The 19,464-nt window shown below is 67.0% G+C and carries 19 protein-coding genes; 9 read left to right on the forward strand and 10 right to left on the reverse strand.

The window, feature by feature from the left end; genetic code table 11:
- Positions 1–52: 52 nt before the first annotated feature.
- On the forward strand, positions 53–1,000 hold the full coding sequence (locus tag ACFPQ5_RS12025; protein WP_379755490.1) for an NAD(P)/FAD-dependent oxidoreductase: 948 nt from the start codon (positions 53–55) through the stop codon (positions 998–1,000).
- A gap of 107 nt (positions 1,001–1,107) precedes the next feature.
- On the opposite strand, the gene ACFPQ5_RS12030 is transcribed toward ACFPQ5_RS12025, so the two are convergent.
- The 6 genes from ACFPQ5_RS12030 to ACFPQ5_RS12055 all read right to left on the reverse strand — a co-directional run bounded on the left by ACFPQ5_RS12030 (position 1,108) and on the right by ACFPQ5_RS12055 (position 7,198).
- Complete coding sequence (locus ACFPQ5_RS12030) at positions 1,108–1,740, reverse strand: hypothetical protein (RefSeq protein WP_379755493.1); 633 nt, start codon at positions 1,738–1,740, stop codon at positions 1,108–1,110.
- The gene (locus ACFPQ5_RS12035) at positions 1,737–2,666 is read right to left on the reverse strand and encodes an MlaD family protein (protein ID WP_379755496.1); all 930 of its coding nucleotides are present in this window, start codon (positions 2,664–2,666) and stop codon (positions 1,737–1,739) included. The genes ACFPQ5_RS12030 and ACFPQ5_RS12035 overlap by 4 nt, the downstream gene beginning before the upstream one ends.
- A 6-nt stretch (positions 2,667–2,672) precedes the next feature.
- Entirely contained in the window at positions 2,673–3,479 is an 807-nt protein-coding gene (locus tag ACFPQ5_RS12040; RefSeq protein WP_379755499.1) for an MlaE family ABC transporter permease, read from the reverse strand.
- Between the two features lie 216 nt (positions 3,480–3,695).
- Positions 3,696–5,942, reverse strand: a complete 2,247-nt coding sequence (locus ACFPQ5_RS12045; protein ID WP_379755502.1) for a RelA/SpoT family protein — start codon at positions 5,940–5,942, stop codon at positions 3,696–3,698.
- Between the two features lie 6 nt (positions 5,943–5,948).
- Entirely contained in the window at positions 5,949–6,299 is a 351-nt protein-coding gene (locus ACFPQ5_RS12050) for a RidA family protein (protein ID WP_379755504.1), read from the reverse strand.
- 14 nt (positions 6,300–6,313) lie between these two features.
- Positions 6,314–7,198, reverse strand: coding sequence for an alpha/beta fold hydrolase (locus ACFPQ5_RS12055; protein ID WP_379755507.1), 885 nt, complete (start codon positions 7,196–7,198; stop codon positions 6,314–6,316).
- 135 nt (positions 7,199–7,333) lie between these two features.
- Between ACFPQ5_RS12055 and ACFPQ5_RS12060 the strand changes: the two genes are divergently transcribed.
- Together ACFPQ5_RS12060 and ACFPQ5_RS12065 are read left to right on the forward strand one after the other, a co-directional pair.
- A complete protein-coding gene (locus tag ACFPQ5_RS12060; RefSeq protein WP_379755509.1) occupies positions 7,334–8,116 on the forward strand; it encodes a 3-hydroxybutyrate dehydrogenase in 783 nt (260 codons plus the stop codon).
- Between the two features lie 166 nt (positions 8,117–8,282).
- Entirely contained in the window at positions 8,283–8,930 is a 648-nt protein-coding gene (locus tag ACFPQ5_RS12065; protein WP_379755512.1) for a CatA-like O-acetyltransferase, read from the forward strand.
- Here ACFPQ5_RS12065 and yidC read toward each other — a convergent pair.
- Together yidC and ACFPQ5_RS12075 are read right to left on the reverse strand one after the other, a co-directional pair.
- Positions 8,911–9,543 (reverse strand): membrane protein insertase YidC, encoded by a 633-nt coding sequence (gene yidC, locus ACFPQ5_RS12070; protein WP_379755514.1) that lies wholly within the window; start codon positions 9,541–9,543, stop codon positions 8,911–8,913. The two genes, ACFPQ5_RS12065 and yidC, sit on opposite strands and share 20 nt — an antisense overlap.
- A gap of 118 nt (positions 9,544–9,661) precedes the next feature.
- The gene (locus ACFPQ5_RS12075) at positions 9,662–10,729 is read right to left on the reverse strand and encodes a DUF5694 domain-containing protein (protein ID WP_379755517.1); all 1,068 of its coding nucleotides are present in this window, start codon (positions 10,727–10,729) and stop codon (positions 9,662–9,664) included.
- A 172-nt stretch (positions 10,730–10,901) separates the two neighbouring features.
- On the opposite strand from ACFPQ5_RS12075, the gene ACFPQ5_RS12080 reads away from it, so the two are divergent.
- From ACFPQ5_RS12080 to ACFPQ5_RS12090, 3 genes are all read left to right on the forward strand, one after another.
- The gene (locus ACFPQ5_RS12080) at positions 10,902–11,483 is read left to right on the forward strand and encodes a TetR/AcrR family transcriptional regulator (protein ID WP_379755520.1); all 582 of its coding nucleotides are present in this window, start codon (positions 10,902–10,904) and stop codon (positions 11,481–11,483) included.
- 84 nt (positions 11,484–11,567) lie between these two features.
- Positions 11,568–12,272, forward strand: coding sequence for an SDR family oxidoreductase (locus ACFPQ5_RS12085; protein ID WP_379755523.1), 705 nt, complete (start codon positions 11,568–11,570; stop codon positions 12,270–12,272).
- Between the two features lie 12 nt (positions 12,273–12,284).
- Positions 12,285–13,691, forward strand: coding sequence for an MFS transporter (locus ACFPQ5_RS12090; protein ID WP_379755526.1), 1,407 nt, complete (start codon positions 12,285–12,287; stop codon positions 13,689–13,691).
- On the opposite strand, the gene ACFPQ5_RS12095 is transcribed toward ACFPQ5_RS12090, so the two are convergent.
- Positions 13,692–15,191, reverse strand: coding sequence for a tetratricopeptide repeat protein (locus ACFPQ5_RS12095; RefSeq protein WP_379755529.1), 1,500 nt, complete (start codon positions 15,189–15,191; stop codon positions 13,692–13,694).
- A 95-nt stretch (positions 15,192–15,286) separates the two neighbouring features.
- Here ACFPQ5_RS12095 and ACFPQ5_RS12100 point away from each other — a divergent pair, with 95 nt between their 5' ends.
- The 3 genes from ACFPQ5_RS12100 (at position 15,287) to ACFPQ5_RS12110 (ending at position 18,682) form a co-directional block, all read left to right on the forward strand.
- Entirely contained in the window at positions 15,287–16,570 is a 1,284-nt protein-coding gene (locus ACFPQ5_RS12100) for a metal-dependent hydrolase family protein (protein WP_379755532.1), read from the forward strand.
- Positions 16,571–16,769: 199 nt separating this feature from the next.
- Positions 16,770–18,071: a dicarboxylate/amino acid:cation symporter gene (locus tag ACFPQ5_RS12105; RefSeq protein WP_379755535.1), complete on the forward strand. Its 1,302-nt coding sequence runs from the start codon at positions 16,770–16,772 to the stop codon at positions 18,069–18,071.
- Between the two features lie 161 nt (positions 18,072–18,232).
- Complete coding sequence (locus ACFPQ5_RS12110) at positions 18,233–18,682, forward strand: YciI family protein (RefSeq protein ID WP_379755538.1); 450 nt, start codon at positions 18,233–18,235, stop codon at positions 18,680–18,682.
- Here the strand turns inward: ACFPQ5_RS12110 and ACFPQ5_RS12115 are convergent, their stop codons facing one another.
- Positions 18,683–19,387 carry an SIMPL domain-containing protein gene (locus tag ACFPQ5_RS12115; RefSeq protein ID WP_379755541.1) on the reverse strand — a complete coding sequence of 235 codons (705 nt, stop codon included), beginning with the start codon at positions 19,385–19,387 and terminating at the stop codon, positions 18,683–18,685.
- Positions 19,388–19,464: the final 77 nt, after the last annotated feature.

Below are 19,464 nucleotides of genomic sequence, written 5' to 3' on the forward strand. Positions count from 1 at the left end.
CGTGGGCACGCGCGCCGATAGTCTCAGGCCGGCGCTTCCCGATAATAAAGGGATGAGCGAACTCACCGATCACGTCTTCGACACCCTGGTCATCGGCGGCGGCCCCGGCGGCCTGACCGCCGCCATCTACCTGCGCCGCTTCACGCGCAACATCCTCGTCGTCGATAAGGGCAACAGCCGGCTGTGCCTGATTCCCGTCTCGCACAACTATCCCGGCTTCCCGGAGGGCGTGCCCGGCGGCCAGTTGCTGGTCAACCTCACGAACCAGCTGAAGAACTACGGCGGCGAGGTGCGGCATGGCGAGATCACCGACCTGCGCCTGGAAGACGGCCACTTCGTCGGCGACTACCTCGACGACGAAGGCGTCACCCACGAAGTCCGCGCCTTGACCGTGCTGCTGGCCACCGGCGTGGCCGACGCCGGCCTTCCGATCGAGAACTGGCGCGAAGCCGTGGCCTGCGGCGCCGTACGCCTGTGCCCGGTGTGCGACGGCTACGACGTCATGGACCGGCGCATCGCCGTCGTCACCAACGAAACCAACCCGGTCGGCCACGCCCTCTTCATGCGCTCCTTCAGCGCGCACGTGACGCTGTTCGACCGCGGCGAGGAATCGATGCTGAACGAGGACGAGCGGCGCCAGATCGAAGCCGCCGGCGTGCGCTACATCGAGTCGCCTTTATTGGGCGTGAGCATGAGTGCGGACATGAAGCCGGTGCTGAATACGGCGGACGGCGAGAGCCGCGAGTTCGATGTGTTCTATCCGATGCTGGGGGAATCGGCGCGCTCCGGGCTGGCGGCAAAGCTGGGCGTGGAGACGGCGGAGTGCGACAAGATCGTGGCGGACGATCACCAGCGGACCAGCGTGCCGGGGTTGTATGCGATCGGGGATGTGGTGCGCGGGCTGAACCAGATCGCGGTGGCGGCTGGGCAGGCGGCGATCGCGGCGACGGCGATTCATAATGCCTTGCCGTGGGCCTTGCGGCCGCAGAAGACGGCGTAGCGAGGATTCATAGGCTGGCTGGACGCGTGGGCGGCAGAGCCGCCCACCTTACGGGTATAAGCACACGTAAGGTGGGCGGTACTCCCGCCCACGCGTTCACCGCCTGCTTACCTGGCCCCGGACGCCAAGGCGATCCGGCGCTTGATCTGCTCGGCCACCGCTGCATCACCCGCCGCTTCCGCCCGCTTCTGCTGCACACCCAGCCACATCAGCAAAGGCCGCCGCCACCCTTGTGTTGACGCCGTCTCGGTCGCCGCCTCGATGTCGGCCGGCTTGATGCGCCCTGCCTTGAACAAGGCACCCGCCGCGACCAGCTTCGACAGCGGATCGGCCACCGTCGTCAGCGAGCCGGTGCCGACCACCGCCCGATGCTGCTCCGGCAGCGCCGCCACATCGATCCCTTCCCAGCGTCCGGCCAGGTAAGCCGCGTACGCCCGCTGCTGCGCCGTCGCATCCGCCGCCAAGGAAGCAAACCCCGGACACTCGTCGAATTCGAGCGACGCCGCCAGCGCCGCGCAGCGCACCAGTTCCACCTGCGCCACCAGATCGGGCCGGCCGGTACTCGTCGTCTCGCGCCGCGCCCGCGCGAATTCCGCGTTGGCCGCAGCCGTGTTCCCGCGCAGGTAGTCGTCGGTGAAGCCGTCCAGTGCATCCTTGGCATTCGGCTGCCAGCTCGGCGGTGCGGGCTTGCTGGCGCAGCCGGCCAGCACCAGCGCAATCGTCAACATTGCGATTCTCATGGCAGCTTGATCTCCTCGTTCTTGCCGGCGAACGGCCACTTGCGGTTGAGCTGGTCGACCAGGCGGTTCACCTTGCGCAGGCTGGCGTCGACCTCGCCGCGCAGCGCGCCCAGGTCCTCGGTCGCCACGCGCGCATTCGCGCCCACGGCCTGGGCCTCGACCAGCACGGCGTCCACTTTCTTCAGCGTGCCGCGCGCATCGGCCAGCACGCCCTGCAGTTCGACCACGGCCGCCTGGGCGTCGTCGGCGATTCCCTTCTTGCCGTACAGGCGCTGGTCGGTCTTGGCCAGCAGGGTATCGAGGCGCGCCAGGGTCTGCACGAACTTCTTCGCCTCGTCGTCGCCCAGCGCGCCGCTCAGGAGGCCGTACTTGCCGGACAGGCGCCCGGTCAAAGTCTGCACATTCTCCAGGCTGCCCGCGACGCTGCCGCCTTCGGCCGTCATGCCTTCCAGGTTGTTCAGCAGCGAGCGCGCCGTCGCCACCAGGCCGGGAATTTCGGCCGTGACGTCGCCGCGCAGCACCGGGCGCACCGCGCCGTCCGGCAGCGGCGCGTCGTCGAGCACGCCGGTGAAGGCGCGCAGGCGCGTCTCGCCGACCACGCTGCGCTCCAGCGTGAAGACGGAGGACGCGCGCAGCCACTTGGCGTCCGACTTCGAGACGTCGATCACGATCTGCACCTTGCCATCCTTGGCCAGGTCGACCAGGCGCACGCGTCCGATCGGGAAGCCGGCGAAAGTCATGTCCATGCCGGGAATGACGCCCTCGGAATTCTCGGTCGTCAGCACCAGCTTCTGTGTCGCCTCGAACACGCCGCGCGCGTACATCACGTACAGGACAAACGCGATGATCAGGGCGGCCACCGCCGCCAGCAGGATCATCGCCTTGGTTTCGACATGGGCAGGTTCGTCGTGGGTCGGTTCGATCATGGGTTCTTAGATGTATTTGAGGGCAAGCGAGGCGCCTTCGATCAGCAGCAGCACGAACAGCAGGCGCAGCGCGCCGGGTTGCACGCTCGACGCCAGGCGGCGCGGATAGCGCTGCAGTTCGAGGATGGCGGCGGTCGGGATCACGGCCACTGCCAGGCCGAACAGCACGGTCTTGAGCACGAAGCCGATCGCGACGACCGGCTCGAATACCCGGCCCACCGTGCGCGTGTAATCGGGCAGGCCCCAGGGCGAGAGGCCGTAGACGTTCAGGTAGGCCAGCACCAGCACGATGGTCGAACTCACCATCGCCAGGCTCAGGACCGAGACGGCGTTCGCGAACAGCTGCGGCACCAGGTCGCGCCGCAGGCGGCGCAGGGCTTCGGCATTCACTTCTGCGGTCGGCAGGCCGGCGCGCGCCAGGCCCAGGGCGCTGGCGTCGAAGGCCATGCCGGCGCGCAGGGCCGCGAACAGCGCCGCCGACAGCGGGATCAGTTCCAGCACCAGCACCCGCACCACCATCTCCAGCGCGTAGCGCGACAGGCCGTAGCTCAGGGCGGTGACCAGCACGATGCGGATGATGACGAGGCTGATCAGGGCCGAGAGCAGCGTGAACCAGGGCAGCACCTGCCAGCTGCTGGCATGGATGTAGCGCGCGGTCACCAGGCGGTTCGTCCGGTTGTAGGTCGAGGGCGAGAGTGCGGTGACGATGGCGACGGCGCCGAGGAAGAACATGTACCACCAGCTGCGCAGGTAGCGCGCGAAGGCGAGGCCCCAGAGGCTGGGGCGGGCGGCGAGGTGGAGGGAGCGGCGCATGGTTATATGATACGGTTTTGATGAGCAGACATCGCAGTTTGTATCACGTTACCGAACGGGCGATCGGCCAGCGCTCGTAGGGTGGACTCCCGAGTCCACGCGTTACGGCGCCGGCACATCGGTTCAGCATCGATCAATCCGCAACGCGGGCGTTCCGAGTCATGTCGACCATTCGCGCGAGGCGAGCCGTGCACCGCGTGGAGTCGGGACTCCACCCTACGACCTGCGTGCCTCTTGGACGCCACCGACTTCGGCAATGGCGCTCAAGGCCTTCTGCAACTGCGCCGTCGCCCCGATCTCCGCCGTGAACACCATGCGCGCCTGCCCCTTGGTCGACTGCGTGTTAACGCCGATGACGTTGATCTTCTCGCGCAAGAACGCGTCCGAAATGTCGCGCAACAGCCCCTGACGGTCGGCGGCGAGGATGAAGATGTCGACCGGGTACACGGTCTCGGTCACGCCCTTGCCCCATTCCGTCTGGATCACGCGCTCCGGCGCCTTCGACCGCATCTCGGCGAAGTTTTTGCACGAGAGCCGGTGAATCGACACGCCCTTCCCGCGCGTGACGAAACCGACGATCGGGTCCGGCGGCGCGGGCTTGCAGCACCTGGCCAGCATCGTCATCAGGCCTTCGGTACCGACCACCAGCACGCCCGACTTGGCGCCCTGTTCCACGCTGGAGGCGCGGCTCTTGTTGACGACCGCCGTGTCGTCCGGCGGCGGCGCTTCCACGGTTTCGTGCAGCGCCGCTTCCACGTGGCGCAGGCTGAACTTCTCCTTGCCGACGGCGACAAACAGGTCGTCGACCTTGGCAAAGCCGAGTTTATGCGCCAGCGCTTCCAGGTTGACCGCCGTCTTGCCCTCGCGCTGCAGGGACTTTTCGACCAGCGCCCGGCCCGAGGCCAGGGTCTCGGCCAGTTCCATCGCATGGAACCAGGCGCGGATCTTCGAGCGCGTGCGGCTGCTGACCGTGTAGCCGGGACTGAGCCAGTCGCGCGACGGCCCCTGGCTGCCGGCCGGGCCTTTGGCCGTGATGATCTCGCAGGTCTGGCCGTTTTTCAGGGGGGTATTCAAGGGCACCATCACGCCGTCGATCTTGGCGCCGCGGCAGCGGTGGCCGACCTCGCTGTGCAGGTGGTAGGCGAAGTCGATCGGCGTCGCGCCCACCGGCAGTTCCAGCACGCGCGCCTGCGGCGTCAGCACGAAAATGCGGTCGTCCAGCGTGGTGGCCTTCAGCTTTTCGACCCATTCCTTCTGGTCTTCTTCCGGCGCCACGGCATCGGAATGGTCGGTGACGTCGCTCTTCCAGGCCAGCAGCTGGCGCAGCCAGGCGATCTTCTCGTCGTACTTCTGGCTCTTGAAGTTCGAGCCGCCCTCTTCCTTGTAGCGCCAGTGCGCGGCCACGCCGTACTCGGCGAAGTTGTGCATTTCCTGGGTGCGGATCTGTACTTCCAGCGGGCGCCCGTCTTCGGCCGTGACGACCGTGTGCAGCGAGCGGTAGCCGTTGCCCTTGGGGCGCGCGATGTAGTCGTCGAATTCGGCCGGGATCGGGGTCCAGATGTTGTGCACCAGGCCCAGCACCGTGTAGCAGGTCTTCTCGTCCTGGACGATCACGCGGAAGGCGCGCACGTCGTAGAGCGAGGAGAAATCGAGGTCCTTGCCGCGCATCTTGTTGTAGATGCTGTAGATGTGCTTCGGCCGCCCGCTCACTTCGGCCTTGATGCCGGCCGCATGCAGCTCGCGCTGCAGGCGCTCGATGGAGGACGCGACGAAACCTTCGCGCGCCATCCGTTTTTCTTCGAGCATCTTGGCGATGCGCTTATAGGTCTCCGGCTGCAGGAAGCGGAAGGCCAGGTCTTCCAGCTCCCACTTCAGCTGCCAGATGCCGAGCCGGTTCGCGAGCGGCGCGTACAGGTCCATCACCTCGCGCCCGTAGTCGTGCGTCAGTTCGTCGAAGCGTTTCTGTTCGGCGAACCAGCGCAGCGTCGTGACGCAGGACGACAGGCGGATCAGCACCACGCGCATGTCGGTCGCCATCGCGAGCAGCATCTTGCGCAGGGTTTCCACCTGCGCCCCCGCCTGCTGGGCCGCGTTCTTGCCGCGCCCGACCGCCTGCTGGCCGACCGTCAGGTCGCGCAGGCGAATCAGCTGCTGCACGCCGCGCACCAGGCTGGCCACTTCGGGGCCGAACAGGCGCTCGAGCGTCTCCACCAGCGGCGGCTCGAACAGCACCAGCTCGAACAGCAGGCCGGCGATGCGCGTCTCGACGTCGCTGCGCAAATAAGCCAGTGTGCCGGCCACGCCCAGCGAGAACTCGAAGGCGTTCTGGCCGGACGAGCAGGCGCGCTCGCCATAGGCGACCGAGGCGTAGTCGAGCGCGTCCTGCACGCGCACGCATTCTTCAGGGCTCAGGCCCTGGATCAGCTGTGTGGTGGCGTCGCCGAGTGCGGCGGTGGAAACCATCGAAAATCAGCGCAGTGCCGCGGTGATCACGATCTCCACCAGGCAGGCCGGATTGGCAAGCTTCGCTTCGACGGTGGCGCGCGGCGGCGTGTGGCCCGGAGCGACCCACTCGTCGTAGACCGCGTTCATGCCGGCGAAATGGGCCATGTCGGCGATGTAGATCTGGCACATGAGGATGCAGGTCTTGTCGCTGCCCGCTTCCTGCAGCAGGCGGTCGACGTGGCCCAGCACTTCGCGGGTCTGGCCTTCGATGTCCTGGGTGGTGTCTTCGGCGATCTGGCCGGCCAGGTAGACGGTGCCGTTGTGGATGGCGGTTTCGGAGAGGCGCTTGCCTACGTGGAGTCGTTTGATTTCCATGTTCTCTTTCGTGTTCAGGATGCCTTGGCACCCGTTAAAAATTCGCGTGCGATCGCGATCTGGTCCGCGTGCACGAAGGTCGGCGCATGGCCGACGCCGGCCAGTTCGACCAGGCGCGGCTTCGGCCCGCGCGTCGTCATCTCCTGCGCGACAGCGTGCGACAGCAGGTCGGAGAGTTCGCCGCGCACCAGCAGCGTGGGGCATGCAATCGCGTCCCAGCAGCGCCACAGCACCGCCTCGTCCTGCCTGGCGCGCTCGACGCCCATTTTCTTGAAGGGCTGGGCCAGCGCCAGGTCGTAGTGGCGCACCCATTGCCCGTCGGGCTGGCGGCGCAGGACGTCGCGCGCCAGCTTGTCCCATTCCTCGTCGCTGTGCGGCCCGAAGGAGGCCGAGACCTCGCGCACGAAGCGCGCGCCGCTTTCGTAGTCGGGAAAGCGCAGGTCCTGGCCGATGTAGTCGGCGATGCGGTTCAGGGCGCTGCCATCGAGGGCCGGGCCGATATCGTTCAGCAGCAGGCGCGTGATCGGGGTGCCGGGCAAGGATGCCAGCACCATGCCGATCAAGCCGCCCATCGAGGTGCCGAACCAGTGCACGCTGCCGTCGCCGTTGGCGGTGACGCGGGCAATGAGGGTCACCATGTCGGCCACGTACTGCGGCAGCGCGTACAGGTTCGGATCGGCCAGCCGGTCCGAACGCCCGCGTCCGGCGACGTCGGGGCAGACGACGCGGTATTCGCCACACAGGGCCTGGGCCAGCGCGTCGAAATCGTCGGAGACGCGCGTGACGCCGTGCACGCAGACCAGCACGCGCGGGTTGCCCGGGTCGCCCCATTCCTTGTACGCGATCCGGTGCAGGCCGGCGGGCGAGCTGCACTGCACGCTTTTCAATCTCGCTTCCATTCCTGCTCCCGCTGACAATATTGATAGGCCGTTAAGGGTCGGCCGACATTTTAACCGCCCAAGCGATTAGAATTCTACCAATTCTGCAGAACACCCCCGCTCACCCACCCTTCAGAGGAAACAATGAAATCCAACATGCTCAGTGGTAAAACCGCCCTCGTCACCGGCTCGACCTCGGGCATCGGCCTGGGCATCGCGCGCTCGCTGGCCGGCCAGGGCGCCAACATCGTCTTCAACGGCTTCGGCGACGCCCAGCAGATCGAAAAGCTCTACACCGACATCGGCCAGGAGTTCGGCGTGCAGACCGCCTACCACAACGCCGACATGTCCAGGCCAGAGCAGATCGAGGCGATGATGGCCTTCGCCCAGGAGAAGTTTGGCGGCGTCGACATCCTCGTCAACAACGCCGGCATCCAGCACGTCGCCGCGGTCGAGGACTTCCCGGTCGAGAAGTGGGACGCGATCATCGCCATCAACCTGACCTCGGCCTTCCACACCACGCGCCTGGCCCTGCCCGGCATGAAGCAGAAGGGTTGGGGCCGCATCATCAACCTGGCCTCGGTGCACGGCCTGGTGGGTTCGGCGCAGAAGTCGGCCTATGTCGCGGCCAAGCACGGCCTGGTCGGCTTCACCAAGGTCACCGCGCTGGAGACGGCGCAGACGGGCGTCACCTGCAACGCGATCTGCCCGGGCTGGGTGCTGACCCCGCTGGTCCAGAAACAGGTCGACGACCGCGCCGCGCGCGAAAACCTGTCGAACGACGAGGCGCGCCGCGCGCTGCTGGCGGAGAAGCAGCCGTCGGGCGAGTTCGTGACGCCGGACGAGCTGGGGGCGCTGGCGGTGTTCTTCTGCTCGCCGGCGGGTAGCCAGGTGCGTGGCGTGGCGTGGAACATGGACGGCGGCTGGGCCGCGCAATAAGCTCAACTGCCCGCTTTGATTACGCGGCGGGCGTTATCTATACGTAGGGTGGACTCTGTCCACGCGGTCTTTCGTGTCGGTGCGCACCCGACGGCTTGCGGTCAATGCGCGGCTGAATTACCGGTGATACCGCGTGGGCGGAGCCCACCCTACAACATCAAACCCCATGCAAAATTTTGAAAAGCGGCGCGACCGCTTCGAGCTCTTCGACCGCATGGACAGCCCGGCGGTCAACCTCTGCTTCACCCTCGACCTGCCCGACTACCGCCCCTGGTGCAAGCAGCACGGCCTGCCGCCCTTCCACGTGCTGCTGTGCGCCGTGCTGCGTTCGACGCTGGCGATCGAGAACTTCCGCTACCGCGTGTTCGAGGGCGAGGTCATCGCCATCGAGCGCCTGATGCCTTCGTTCACGGTCGTCAACCAGCACAATGACCTGAACTTCGCCCTGTTCGACTGGTCCGACGACCTGCGCACGTTCTGCGAACGCGGCATCAAGGCGCGCGAGCAAGCCTGCGCGATGACGGCGCTGAACAATCAGTATGCCGCCCTCTCTCCGCGCCAGTGCAAGGACCAGGTCTTCGTCACCTGCATTCCCTGGCTCGACTTCACCTCGATCCAGCATCCGATAGCCAGCATCAAATCACCCGACATTCCTTCGCTGGCCTGGGGCCGTTTCAGGGACGCGCCGAACGGCCGCCTGCAGCTGCCGTTCTCGGTGCAGGCCCACCACGGCTTCGTCGACGGCTTCCACATCCATCAGCTGGCCGAGCGGATCGCGGCCGAGCTGACCGGCTTCATGACTTCAAGGCCTTGAAACGGCGTTCGTCGAAGCGCAGCACGCAGGCCTGCAGGCCGCTGACAAAACTCGACGCCGCCCAGTACAAACCGAGACCGGCCGACAGCTTCCACAGGATGAAGGCGGTGACCACCACCTGCACCAGCATCATGACCATCGCCTTGTCCGGCGCGGCCGATGGCATGTAGTACGCCGACAGCGCCGTCAGCGCCAGCACGATGCCGGTGAGCGCCGCATCGGGCGTGGCCAGGCTGCGCATCCACAGGAAGGGACCGGCGCCGAGGCTGGCATTGCTGATCGCCTTGTACAGCAGTCCGAAGACCGGCAGCTGCAGCAGCGCGCCCATCAGGCTGGAGCGGTCGAACATCGACGCGCCGTTTTGCTTGTACAGGTTCGAGATGGCCGCGAACATCTCGGCCGGCTTGTCGGCCAGGCGCTTGCGGATCTCGGCGACCTGGGGTTCGAGCGACGCGACGATCTTCTGGTTGGCGCGCATGCGGCGCGCCAGGCGCAGGGTCAGCGGCAGCAGGGCCAGCCGCACCGCCAGGGCCAGCACCAGGATGGCCCAGCCCATGTTCCCATCGAACACACCAGCCAGGCCAGACATGATCGACGCCAGTATCTCGTTCATTGCACTCGCTCCTTGATTGACAAAAATCTAATGCAAGAATTCTAACGACGACATTGCTTCCGAAAAACATACAATTTTCGATGGATGACTTCGGTTTTTTCGAAGTCATCCGTGAAGCCTATTCCAGCACCCCTTGCACATCGACGATGTCGACGCCCTGCAGCTGCCCCAGCCAGCTGTCGAACCAGGGTTTGTGCGAGGCGCCGACGATGGTCAGCACGCGCGCGCCCGGCTGCTCGCGGAAGGTCTCGCGGATGTTGGCGACCATGCGCAGGTTGCGGATCTCCCAGCCGCCGACCCAGATCTGCGGATAGCCTTCCTTCGATTGCGCGCGCATGGAAGGAACGATGTTCGCCTCGGCCAGGGCGCGCAGGGCCTGCGGATCGTTGATGGCGCGGTAGAGCGGCACCAGGTCGGGCGCCACGCCGAGCGCTTTCTCGCGCTTCTTGAATTCCTCGAAGGTGGCGCCGCCGGAGGCCCACGCCGCTTCGATCGAGCGCACGAAGGCCTTGATGTCCGGGACCTCGATCAGGTCGCCCGTATGGTTGTCCACCGCATGCACGCGCGCGAGACCCAGGCGCGCAGCCAGGCGCGCGGCGATCATGATGGTCTCGTCCTTGCGCACGGCCAGCTTGCCGAGCTGTTCGACCAGGGCGGCGTCGAGGCCGTCGCCGGCGCGGCGCTCGCTGGCGGGCAGCTGCAGCCACTGCACGTAGGCCGAGGCGCGGTCGTAGGAAGCCAGGAACAAGGCGGCGAGATGGCGCCGCTGTGCGGGCGTGGGCTGCGCGGGCCAGGTTTTCAGCAGCCTGTTCGCCTCCCGCATCGCCGCCGCCGCATCGAGTCCCGTCGCCTTGCGCGCCGCCTCCACCGAAGGGCAATAGTCGGCGCCGTATTTCGCGGCGTGGCGCGCGGCCAGGTCGCACTCTTCGCCGTTCTCGTTCTCGATGGTGACGATGCCGGGCTTGAAGGCCGCGAGCTTGTCGATCAGCTTGTCGAGCGAAGCCGGGTCGAAGCTGTCCGGCATCTCGCGCAGGTGCACCGTGCCGAGCACCGCTACCTGCGCGCGCGGCCCCGCCATGTCGCGGTCGAGATTGGTGAGATCGACCTGGGCCCTGCATGGCAACGCGAGCGCGAGCAGCGGCACGAGACAGGCGGCGGCCAGGCGGCCGGGCAAACGATTCACCATCGGATTTCCTCCAGAGCGTTGATTGAGCGGAACAATGTAGGGGAGCGCAAATCTCAGCTCAACCGACATCGGACGGAACGCGGAAATTGCGGCATGGAATGTCAAAAAAACAGCTTGACTCTGAAATATGATGGACATAATATGAAGTCCATCATATATCGGGCCTGACGCCATGAACGCCGACACCAAGCAGAGCCGCCGCGAGCAATCGCATGCGCGCATCCTCGATGCCGCAGGCCGCGCCCTGCGCCGCCAGGGCTATGCCGGGGTCGGCGTGGCCGAGGTCATGAAGGAAGCCGGCCTGACCCACGGCGGCTTCTACGCCCACTTCAAGTCGCGCGACGCCCTGCTGGCCGCCGCCATCGAGCATGCGGCCGCCGACAGCGCCGCCTCCCTCACGCGCCGCATCGCCAAACTGCAGGAAGCCGGCGCCGGCCCGGTGCGCGCGCTGGTCGAGGCCTACCTCGCCGACCTGCATGTCGGCAGCACCGAGCGCGGCTGCGTGGTTGCGGCGCTCGGTTCGGAAATGCCGCGCCAGAACGAGGAATTGCTGGAGGTCTCGCGGCGCCGCGTGGCCGCCCTGGTCGAACGCGCCCGCGCCGCCCTCCCCGCCGACGCAGCACCGGAGCGCGCCTTCCTGCTTGCGAGCAGCCTGGTCGGCGCCCTGCAGATGGCGCGTGCGCTCGGCGCAGAAGGCCGGGCACTGCTGCCAGCCACGCGCGACGCGCTCATCGCCCAGTACGACGCACACTGAACACCGGCCGCAGTCCGCCTGCGGCTTTTTTTGAGCACAAAATATGATGGTCATCATATTCCCCAAAACCTGAAAGGACACACCATGAAACTCCAGAACGCCACCGTCTTCATCACCGGCGCCAACCGCGGCCTTGGCCTCGCGTTTGCCCGCCACGCCCTCGCCCATGGCGCGCGCAAGGTCTACGGCGCCGCGCGCGATCCCAACACGATTACCTTGCCCGGCCTGGTGCCGATCGCGCTCGATGTCACGAATCCCTCGCAGGTCGCAGCGGCAGCAAGCGACTGCGGCGACGTTACCCTGGTCGTAAATAATGCGGGCATCGCGAGCGTCAAAGGCTTGCTGGAGGAGGACAGCATCGCCGCCACCGCGCGCATGATGGAGACCAACGTCTACGGCCTGCTGCGCGTCAGCCAGGCCTTCGCGCCCGTCCTGAAAGCGAACGGCGGCGGCGCCCTGCTCAACGTGCTGTCGGTGGGCAGCTGGCTGAGTTCCCCGATCCTGGCGGCCTACGCGGTCTCGAAAGCGGCCGCCTGGAGCGCGACCAACGGCCTGCGCAACGAACTGCGCGCGCAGGACACGCAGGTGCTCGGGCTGCACGTCGGTTTCATCGACACCGACCTGACCAACGGGCTGGAAGTGCCCAAGCTCTCGCCCGCATTCGTCGTCGAGCGCGCTTTTGCGGCGCTGGAAAACGGCGACAGCGAAGTGGCGATCGACGAGTTCACGCAGCAGATCAAGCGCGGCCTCTCGAAGGAGCCGGGCATCTACATCGATTTCGCACGCTGATCGGGAGCCTCCATGACCACGCCTACCCTTGCCCCCAGCGTCGATGCCGCACCGCGCGTGCATGCCTCGCCCTGGCCGACCTTCTGGATCGCCTGCATCGCCGTGTTCCTGGTCTCGATCGACAGCACGGTGCTGTTCGCGGCCTTCGGCGCCCTGAGCGCCGCCTTCCCCGCCGCCACGCCGGCCGATTTGTCCTGGGTGCTGAACGCTTACACGGTCGTCTACGCCACCATGCTGGTGCCCGCCGGCGGCCTGGCCGACGCCCACGGCAGGAAGCGCGTGTTCCTGTCCGGCGTCACCTTGTTCCTGGCCGCGTCGGCCGCCTGCGGCATGGCCGACAGCGTGCCGCTGCTGATCGCGGCGCGCGTGGTGCAGGCGCTGGGCGCGGCCCTGCTCACGCCTGCCTCGCTCTCGATCATCCTCGACGCCTTTCCGAAGGAGAAGCGCGCGGTGGCGGTCAGCCTGTGGGGCGCGGTCGGCGGCCTGGCCGCGGCCATCGGCCCGAGCCTGGGCACGAGCATCGTCGAGCACCTGGGCTGGCAGTGGGCCTTCTACATCAACCTGCCGCTGGGCGCCGTGTCGCTGTACTTCGGCGCGCTGCGCTTGCGCGAGGCGCGCATCGAAGGCAGGAAGGCGCGCATCGATGTCGTCGGCATGCTGCTGCTGATCGTGGCCGTCGGCGCGATCGCGATGGCGATCACCCAGCTCGACTCGCCGCGCTGGAGCCGCCTGGAACTGGGCGCACTCAGCGCCACCAGCGCCATTGCCTTCGCCGCTTTCATCGCCTGGGCGCGCACCAGCGCGGCGCCGCTGGTCGACCTGGCCCTGTTCGCGAACCGGACCTACAGCGCCGTCAACCTGGCGACCCTGGTGTTCGGCGCGGCGTTTGCGATGATGTTCTTCGCCTTCTTTTCCTACATGACGCGGATCTGGCATTTCAGCCTGCCGCTGGCCGGCATTGCGGTGACGCCGGGGCCATTGATGGTGGTGCCGACGGCGATCGTCGCCGGCCGCATCGCGGCGCGTACGGGCCACCGTCCGATCCTCGTTATCGGTTCGCTGGTGTACGCCGCCAGCGGCCTGTGGCTGCTGCTGGTGCCGGGTACGGAGCCGGCCTACGCGACGCACTGGCTGCCGGGCCTGTTCCTGAGCGGGATCGGCGTCGGCATGGTGCTGCCCTCGCTGTCGGGCGCCGCGGTGGCGGGCCTGCCGCAGGCGCAGTACGCGGTCGGCAGCGCGGTCAACCAGGCCACGCGCCAGCTGGGCGCAGTGCTGGGCGTGGCCGTCACGGTGCTGCTGGTCGGGCACGCGCAGCTGACGCGGTCGGATTTCATGCCGCTCTACGGCATGCACGTCGTCCTGGCCCTGCTCACCGGCGCATTGTGCCTGGCGGTGAAGACGCGGCCCGCTCCACGTTGATCAGGCGGCGCGCAGCACCAGCAGGTGGCCGTCGATATCGGCGCCGTGCTCGCGGCGCACCATGGCACGCTCCGCTTCGAGAACCGTAAAACCGTGCCGCGTCGCGAGGCGCTCGAGGTAGGCCAGGCTGTGGGCGTAGCGCTGCGATGGCAGCAGCGCGAACTCACCATCGTCCAGCGCCTCGGTCGAGAAGCAGAACACGCCGCCTGGCCGCAGCGCCGCGCGCACCTGGCCGAACAAGGTATCGAGCTCGCCGAAATAGACCAGCACGTCGGCGGCGACGGCCAGGTCGAAGACCTGCGCATGCTGCTCCAGATACGTTCCGATGTCGGCGCACACCAGTTCGTCGTACAGCCCGGCCGCACGGGCCTGGTCCAGCATGCGCTCGGACAGGTCGACCCCGGCCAGGCGCTGCGAACGCGGACGCAGGAAGGGCGCGCACAGGCCGGTGCCGCAGCCTAGGTCCACGGCCATGAGATCGACGCCGACGTGGCGTGCCAGCGCAGCCTCGATCAGGGCCGGCGTGCGGTAGCCCAGCACCTCGGTGAGATGGCGGTCGAAGTGCCCGGCGTACTGGTCGAACAGGGCTTTCACGTAGGCCTCCGGCGCCTGGCCCGGCGCCGTGCCCGCGCCGAGCGCGCCAAGGACGAAATCGAGTTCGCCCGTATTGGCGCCCGCATCCAGCGCGAGCGCGCGTGCGTGCAGGTAGGCGTCGATCGCGTCCTCGCGCCGGCCCAGCGCCAGCAGCGCGTCGCCCCGTTGCCGGTAGCCCTGCGCGTGCTGCGGCCGCATAGCCAGCGCCGCGTCGAAGCTGGACAAGGCCTCGCCCGGCCGCTCCAGCTTCATCAGCGCCAGGCCGCGTCCGGCATGGGCCTCGGGTGCGCGGGCGTCACTGGCGATCGCTTCGTCATACGCCCGCAAAGCGGCGTCGAAAGCGCGCAGCCCGAACAGGGCGTTCGCGCGCACGCAGGCCGCCTGCGCGTAGGGCCGCTTCTGGTGCAGCGCGCGCTCGGCGCTCTCGAGTGCCGCTTCCGGCTGGCCCAGATCGAGCAGCGCGATCGCGCGGTTGCACCAGGCTTCCGGATAGGAGGGGCGCAGGCGCAGCGCCTGCTCGTAGCTGTCCACCGCTTCCGGCAGGCGGCCCAGCGCCCGCAATGCGTTGCCGCGATTGTTCCAGGCGAGTGCATAGCCGGGGTTCAGCTGCACGGCCGTGTCGTGGCTGGCGAGCGCCTCGCCGCTGCGGCCGAGGTCCTGCAAGGCCGCGCCCAGGTTGCAGTGCGCCGTCGCCTGCGCCGGGTTGAGGGCCAGCGCATCCGAAATCAGGCGCACCGCTTCCTGCGCATCGCCCTGCTGGCGGTACACGACGCCGAGCAGGTGCAGCGCGTCGAACTGACGCGGCGCCTGCGCCAGCACCTGCCGGTAGCGTGCGGCGGCATCCGTCAGGTGGCCCGCCTGGTGCAGGGTCAGCGCTTCCTTCAGCAAGGCGCCGATCTCTTCCATGTGTTCTCCGTGTGTGAATCCGGCCGCCAGCATACCGTACCCGGGCCCGGCAGGCTCCGCTATGATGGCGGCTTCACAACTGAACGGAAGCCGCCATGCCGACCTGGAGCCGCACACTCGCTTTGCTGTCCTTTACCGCCATCGCCTCCGCCCACGCGGCCGACCCGCGCAGCCTGCTCCTGAGCGCGGACCGCGTCTGGACCGGCGAAGGCAAGCCGCACGCCGGCTGGGCGGTGCTGGTGGTCGATGGGCAGGTCAAGGCAGTGGGACCAAGCGGCAGCATCGATGCCCCGGCCGACGCCGAGCGCGTTTCCCTGCCCGGCAAGACCCTGATCCCGGGCTTGATCGACCTGCACTCGCACGTGCTGCTGCACCCGTATAACGAAACCACGTGGGACGACCAGGTGATCAAGGAGCAGGTCGAGTACCGCACCCTCCTCGCCGGCAAGCACGCCGCCGACACGCTGCAGGCCGGCTTCACGACCCTGCGCGACCTCGGCACCGAAGGCGCGAACTATGCCGACGTCGGCATCAAGCGCGCCATCGAACAGGGCGTGGTGCCGGGTCCGCGTCTCCTGATCGCGACAAAAGCCATCGTCGCCAGCTACAGCTACGGCCCGGCCGAGCGCAGCTACCGGCCCGACATGGAGATTCCCTACGGCGCCCAGCCGGCGACCGGCGTCGACGAGGCGGTGAAGGCGGTGCGCGAGCAGAGCGCGCGCGGCGCCGACTGGATCAAGATCTACGGCGACTACCGTACCGGCGTCGACGGCACGAGCCGCCCGACCTTCACGCTGGACGAGCTGAAGGCGATGGTGGAAGCGAGCCACGTCACCGGCCGCAAGGTCGCGGTGCACGCCAGCACCGACGCGGCGATCCGCCTGGCGACCCTGGCCGGCGCCGACACCATCGAGCACGGCTACGGCGCCTCGGAGGCGACCTTCCGCCTGATGAAGGAACGCGGCACGGCCTACGTGCCGACGCTCACCGCGCCGGAAGCGATCGGCGAGTATTTTCAAAAGCACGTGCGCGGCGGCGCGCCCACTCCCGCCATGCAGGAAGCGGCGCGCGCGTTTGCGTTGGCGCGCAAGGTCGGCGTCGTGATCGGCAACGGCAGCGACGTCGGCGTCTTCACCCACGGCACCAATGCGCGCGAACTCGAGTGGATGGTGCGCCTCGGGATGACGCCGACGGAAGCACTGCGCTCGGCCACCGTCGTCGCGGCCGGCATCCTCGGCAAGGACAAGCAGCTGGGCCAGCTGGTGCCGGGCGCGCTGGCCGACGTGGTGGCGGTCGAGGGCGATCCGACGGCCGACATCACGGCGCTGCGCAAGGTCGCATTCGTGATGAAGGGCGGCAAGGTCTTTCGCCGGCAATGATCCGACCGGCGTGGGCTCGGGGCGCCCACCCTACGTCATTCACGACAGCAATATGCGCGATAAAAACACAAGCTAGCGTCGCGTTGCGCATATCACGCAAGCGCATGACCGGCATTCATGGGGTTGGGGATTTCCACAATAGCGACTACAGTGAGAATTCGTGATGATGGCAACACCATCAATCTCATGAAGCCTTGTCATGAAAAAGCCTTTCTATAAAATCCTGTACGTCCAGGTGCTGTTCGCCATCGTGCTCGGCGTGTTGCTCGGCGTCTTCTACCCCGAGCTCGGCACCAAGATGAAGCCTTTGGGAGACGGCTTCATCAAGCTGATCAAGATGATCATCGCCCCCGTCATCTTCTGCACCGTCGTGGCCGGTATCGCCGGCATGCAGGACATGAAGAAAGTCGGCCGCGTCGGCGGCAAGGCCCTGCTCTACTTCGAAGTCGTGTCGACCTTCGCCCTCGTCATCGGCCTGATCGTCGCCAACGTCGCCAAGCCGGGCGCCGGCTTCAACGTGGATGTGGCGCACCTCGACACCAAGGCGATCGCCCAGTACACGGAAAAGGCCCAGCACCAGAGCACGGTCGACTTCCTGATGAACATCATCCCGAACACCTTCGTGGATGCCTTCGCCAAGGGCGACATCCTGCAGGTGCTGCTGATCGCGATCCTGTTCGGCGTGGCCCTGTCCATGCTCGGCGAACGCGGCCGTGCAACGACGAAGATCATCGAAGACTTCTCGCACGTCATCTTCGGCGTGGTGAACATCGTCATGAAGGTCGCACCGATCGGCGCCTTCGGCGCGATGGCCTTCACCATCGGCAAATACGGCCTGGCCTCGCTGATCCCGCTGGCCAAGCTGATGGGTTCCTTCTACCTGACCTGCGGCCTGTTCGTCGTCGTCGTGCTCGGCACCATCGCCAAGCTGACCGGCTTCTCGATCTTCAAGTTCATCAGCTACATCAAGGAAGAACTGCTGATCGTGCTCGGCACCAGCTCCTCGGAATCGGCCCTGCCGGCCCTGATGCGCAAGCTGGAAAAGCTCGGCTGCTCGAAGTCGGTGGTGGGCCTGGTGGTCCCGACCGGCTACTCGTTCAACCTGGACGGCACCAACATCTACATGACCATGGCTGCCCTGTTCGTTGCCCAGGCAACCAACACGGAACTGACCCTGATGCAGGAACTGACCATCCTCGCCGTGGCGATGCTGACCTCGAAGGGCGCCTCGGGCATCACCGGCGCCGGCTTCATCACCCTGGCTGCGACGCTAGCCGTGGTGCCGACCATCCCGGTCGCCGGCATGGCCCTGATCCTCGGCATCGACCGCTTCATGAGCGAATGCCGCGCACTGACCAACTTCGTCGGCAACGGCGTGGCCTCGGTGGTGGTGTCGAAGTGGGAGAACGAGCTGGACAAGGAACGCATGGAGGCGGTGCTGTCGGGGCATTTTGTGGAAGAGCATGCGAAGCATGCTGCCCCGATCCGCGAAGCTGCCTGATTGCTTCCTTCCCGATGAAAACCGCGCTTCGGCGCGGTTTTTTTTCGCCGGAACGCATACTTTGAAAACGCGTGGAGTCGGGACTCCACCCTACGTCTAATCGTTGCCCGTCTTTTAGCGCCGTGCTACGCTCCGCGCCACACCAACACGGAGACCCCACGATGCGCCTGTCCACCCTCGCCCTCGCCGCCCTGCTCGCTTTACCACTAGCCGCCGCGGCCCAAACCGCACCAAGCTACGACGCCGAACTGGCCAAATCCCTGGGCGCCGACGAACGCGGCATGCGCCAATACGTGCTGGTCATCCTGAAAACCGGCCCCAACAAGATGCCGGCCGGCGAGGCCCGCACGAAGATGTTCGAGGGCCACTTCGCCAACATGGGCAAGCTCGCCGGCGAAAAGAAACTGGTGCTGGCCGGCCCGCTCGACGGCAAGGAAGGCCGCCGCGGCATCTTCGTCTTCAACACGCCCGACATCGAGGCCGCGAAAACCTGGGTCGCGACCGACCCCGTCATCATCAACGGCGAGATGGTCGCCGAGTACCACAAGTTCTACGGCTCGGCGGCGCTGATGATGGTGAACGAGGTGCACGGCAAGATCGAGAAGAAGTGATCACTCCAGCTTGAACACCACATCCACCGGCTGCATCAGCTTCAGGGCATCGACCGACAGGAAATCGCGTGCGCCCACGTTGCCTGGGCGCGAACGCTGGTAGCTGAAGTCGGTGCGCACCACGCCCATCGCGGCGCCCAGGTTTTTCACGCCGCCCGGCGTCACGCCCGTGACGGCGCCGAGCTTGCGGCGCGCTCCCTTGGCGATGATCTCGGCGCGGCGGCGTGCTTCGCGCAGGGCGTCGGCCATCAGCTCGGCTTCGAAGGCGTCGCGCTCGGTCAGGTCGAAGGAGGTGGCGAAGCCGCTCAGGTTCGGCTTGTCGAGCAGCGGCGCCACCACGGCGCGCCACTTCGACAGGTCGCGCACGATCAGGTGCACGCTGACCCGCAACTCCTGCGGCGTCGCCTCGGCGGCCTTGTTGCTGCCCGGCTCGCGGCGCACGTCGCGCGTTTCCAGGTCTTCCAGCGGCACGCCCTGTTCCTGCAGCAAAGCCCGCACCTCGGCCATGCGCGTCTCGATCGTCGCCTGCGCCTGTCCCGGCTCACCCTCGACCGCACTGACCAGGAAATCGATGGTGCCGATGTTCGGCGTCGTGTAGCGCGTGGCTTCCGCGCTCACGTGCACGAAGGGGTAAGTCGGCAGAGGCGAAGCCTGGGCCGCGACGGGGGCCGCCAGGGCGGCTGCGAGGGCGAGCTGTTTCAGCATGAAGTCTCCTGTCGATGTTATTGAACAGAAAGAATAGGCTGATATAGACAATCTTGTCTATTTATTTCGGCGCGAGG

Source organism: Massilia suwonensis, from assembly GCF_042655665.1.
Lineage (GTDB): Bacteria > Pseudomonadota > Gammaproteobacteria > Burkholderiales > Burkholderiaceae_D > Telluria > Telluria suwonensis.